A 3,986-nucleotide genomic window follows, 5' to 3' on the forward strand; every position below is an offset into this window, starting at 1 on the left:
AGATTCAGACTGGTATCAATCAATTCCTGCGTCTCTTTTTACGAGCGCCTATTATCGTTTTTGGTGCTATTTTTATGGCTTATCGAATCTCAGCTGAGCTGATTTTCTGGTTCTTAGTCATGATTGCCATTTTGACCGTCGTCATTGTAGGCCTTTCTCGGACGGTCAATCCTCTCTACAGTAGTCTCAGAAAGAAAACGGACCAACTGGTTCAAGAAACGCGTCAGCAATTGCAAGGGATGCGAGTTATTCGTGCTTTTGGTCAAGAAAAACGAGAGTTACAGATTTTTCAAACTCTTAACCAAGTCTATGCTAGATTACAAGAAAAGACAGGTTTCTGGTCTAGTTTATTAACACCCCTGACCTATCTGATTGTCAATGGAACCCTCCTCGTTATTATCTTGCAGGGATATGTTTCTATTCAAGGAGGATTGCTCAGTCAAGGGGCCCTCATTGCCCTCATCAACTATCTCTTACAGATTTTGGTGGAATTGGTCAAGCTAGCCATGCTGATCAATTCTCTCAACCAGTCCTACATCTCAGCTAAGCGAATTGAGGAAGTCTTTGCTGAGGCTCCAGAAGATATTCACTTAGAGCTAGAACAAAAGCAAGCTACCAGTGATCAGGTTTTACAAGTTCAAGAACTGACCTTTACCTATCCTGATGCGGGCCAGCCTTCTCTGAGAGACATTTCCTTTGATATGAAGCAAGGGCAAATCCTTGGCATCATTGGGGGAACGGGTTCTGGTAAATCAAGTTTGGTGCAAGTCATTCTTGGACTTTATCCAGCAGACAAGGGGAGCATTTACCCTTATCGAGATGGATCTAGTCCTCGTAATCTTGAGGAGTGGCGGTTTTGGATTGCCTATGTGCCTCAAAAAGTCGAACTCTTTAAGGGAAGTATTCGTTCTAACTTGACTCTAGGTTTAGATCAAGAAGTGACTGACCAGGAACTCTGGCAGGCCTTGGAGATTGCGCAAGCTAAGGATTTTGTTAGTGAAAAGGAAGAACTCTTGGATGCCCTAGTTGAGGCAGGAGGTCGAAATTTCTCAGGTGGACAAAAACAAAGGCTGTCTATCGCAAGAGCAGTCTTGCGACAAGCACCATTTCTCATCCTAGATGATGCGACCTCAGCTCTCGACACCATCACAGAGTCCAAGCTCTTGAAGGCTATTCGAGAGAACTTACCAAACACGAGCTTAATCTTGATTTCTCAAAGAACATCGACTTTACAGATGGCTGACCAGATTCTCCTCTTGGAAAAAGGTGAGCTCCTAGCTATCGGCAAGCACGAGGACTTGATGAAATCCAGTCAAGTCTATCGCGAAATCAATGCATCCCAACATGGAAAGGAGGACTAGCATGAGACGACAAACTGCAAATCAGACGCTCAAACGTTTGGTCAAAGATTTAGCAAGTCATCCTTTCCTCCTTTTCCTAGCCTTTCTAGGAACTATTGCCCAAGTTGGCTTATCGATCTATCTACCTATTCTGATTGGGCAGGTCATCGACCAAGTCCTAGTGGCTGGTTCTTCACCAGTTTTTTGGCAAATTTTCATTCAGATGATCTTGGTGGTCATAGGAAATACCTTAGTTCAATGGGTCAATCCTCTCCTTTATAATCGCCTAATCTTCTCTTATACCAGAGACTTGAGAGAGCGAATCATACATAAGCTCCATCGTTTACCGATTGCTTTCGTGGATCGGCAAGGAAGTGGAGAGATGGTCAGTCGTGTGACCACAGACATAGAACAGTTGGCAGCCGGCTTGACCATGATTTTTAACCAATTTTTTATTGGCGTCTTAATGATTTTGGTTAGTATTCTAGCCATGCTTCAAATTCATCTCCTCATGACTCTTTTGGTCTTGCTGTTGACTCCACTATCCATGGTGATTTCACGCTTCATTGCCAAACGATCCTATCATCTCTTCCAGAAGCAAACGGAGACGAGAGGAATTCAGACTCAGTTGATTGAAGAATCGCTTAACCAGCAGACCATTATCCAGTCCTTTAATGCTCAGGCAGAATTTATCCAAAGTCTGCACGAGGCTAATGACAACTATGCAGGTTATTCGCAGTCAGCTATCTTTTATTCATCAACGGTTAACCCTTCGACTCGCTTTGTAAATGCGCTTATTTATGCCCTTCTAGCTGGAGTGGGAGCTTATCGTATCATGATGGGTTCCACCTTGACCATTGGGCGCTTAGTGACCTTTTTGAACTATGTTCAACAGTACACCAAGCCCTTTAACGATATTTCTTCAGTTCTAGCCGAGTTGCAAAGTGCTTTAGCTTGTGCAGAGCGTGTCTATGCTATCTTAGAAATCTCTGAGGTAGCTGAAAGTGGTAAGGAAGTCTTGACCAGTGACCAAGTTAAGGGAGCTATTTCCTTTAAACATGTCTCTTTTGGCTACCATCCTGAAAAGATTTTGATTAAGGATTTATCTATTGATATTCCAGCTGGTAGCAAGGTGGCCATCGTTGGTCCGACAGGTGCTGGGAAATCAACTCTTATCAATCTCCTTATGCGATTTTACCCCATTAACTCGGGAGATATCTTGCTGGATGGGAAATCCATTTATGATTATAGTCGTGCCTCTTTACGCCAGCAGTTTGGCATGGTGCTTCAAGAAACCTGGCTCAAGCAAGGAACCATTCATGACAATATTGCCTTTGGCAATCCTGAAGCCAGTCGGGCACAGGTGATTGTTGCTGCCAAAGCAGCCAATGCGGACTTTTTCATCCAACAGTTGTCGCAGGGATACGATACCAAGTTAGAAAATGCTGGAGAATCTCTCTCTGTCGGTCAAGCCCAGCTCTTGACAATCGCCCGAGTTTTTCTGGGTATTCCAAAGATTCTTATCTTAGACGAAGCGACTTCCTCCATTGATACACGGACAGAAGTGCTGGTACAGGATGCCTTTGCTAAACTCATGAAGGGGCGCACAAGTTTTATCATTGCTCACCGCTTGTCTACCATTCAGGACGCGGATTTGATTCTTGTCTTGGTGGATGGCGACATTGTTGAATATGGGAACCATCAGGACCTTATAGCTAGGAAGGGAAAGTACTACCAAATGCAGCAAGCTGCCGCTTTTAGCTCTGAATAAGCCTTTTTAATTTCGAACTCTTATAGATAAAAAAAGTTGCCTTCGGGTGACTTTTTTGTTACAATAGCTAGAAAATTATTCACTGTAATACTCAATGAAAATCAAAGAGCAAACTAGAAAGCTAGCCGCAGGTCGCTCAAAACACTGCTTTGAGGTTGTGGATAAGATTGACGAAGTCAGCTCAAAACACTGTTTTGAGGTTGCAGATAGAACTGACGAAGTCAGTAACATATATACGGCAAAGTGAATCTGACGTGGTTTGAAGAGAGTATAAATTGTCTTTTAGAAAAGGAGCCTATAATGAAAGTCTTTCAGCATGTAAACATCGTGACTTGTGACCAAGATTTCCATGTTCATTTGGATGGAATCTTAGCTGTTAAGGATTCTCAAATCGTCTATGTCGGTCAAGAGAAGCCAGAGATTTTAGATCAAGCTGAGCAGATTATAGACTATCAGGGAGCCTGGATTATGCCTGGATTGGTCAATTGTCACACCCATTCTGCTATGACAGAATTGAGAGGAATCCGGGATGACAGCAATCTCCATGAATGGCTTAATGACTATATCTGGCCAGCAGAAGCTGAGTTTACACCAGATATGACTACCAAGGCGGTCAAAGAAGCTCTGACAGAGATGCTCCAGTCAGGAACAGCAACCTTTAATGATATGTATAATCCCAATGGTGTGGAGATTGAGCGGATTTATCAGGCAGTGAAAGATTCCAAGATGCGTTGTTATTTCTCACCGACCCTCTTTTCTTCTGAGGCGGAGACAACTAATGAAACTATAAGCAGAACTCGATTCATCATAGAGAAAATCTTAGAATATAAAAATCCAAATTTCAAGGTGATGGTAGCCCCACATTCTCCCTACAG

General features: G+C 43.1%; 4 protein-coding genes. All 4 read left to right on the forward strand.

Annotated features, from left to right (window positions below):
- Positions 1-1,361 (forward strand): ABC transporter ATP-binding protein (locus tag SMIDD26_RS02625; protein ID WP_246746864.1); only part of this gene is annotated, 1,361 nt, incomplete at its 5' end.
- Between the two features lies 1 nt (position 1,362).
- On the forward strand, positions 1,363-3,111 hold the full coding sequence (locus SMIDD26_RS02630; protein ID WP_061438823.1) for an ABC transporter ATP-binding protein: 1,749 nt from the start codon (positions 1,363-1,365) through the stop codon (positions 3,109-3,111).
- Between the two features lie 94 nt (positions 3,112-3,205).
- Complete coding sequence (locus SMIDD26_RS12580) at positions 3,206-3,358, forward strand: hypothetical protein (protein ID WP_246746865.1); 153 nt, start codon at positions 3,206-3,208, stop codon at positions 3,356-3,358.
- A gap of 53 nt (positions 3,359-3,411) precedes the next feature.
- A partial coding sequence (locus tag SMIDD26_RS02635; protein ID WP_167747452.1) for an amidohydrolase family protein occupies positions 3,412-3,986 on the forward strand: 575 nt, incomplete at its 3' end.

This window comes from Streptococcus mitis, from assembly GCF_001579035.1.
Classification (GTDB): Bacteria; Bacillota; Bacilli; order Lactobacillales; family Streptococcaceae; genus Streptococcus; species Streptococcus mitis_J.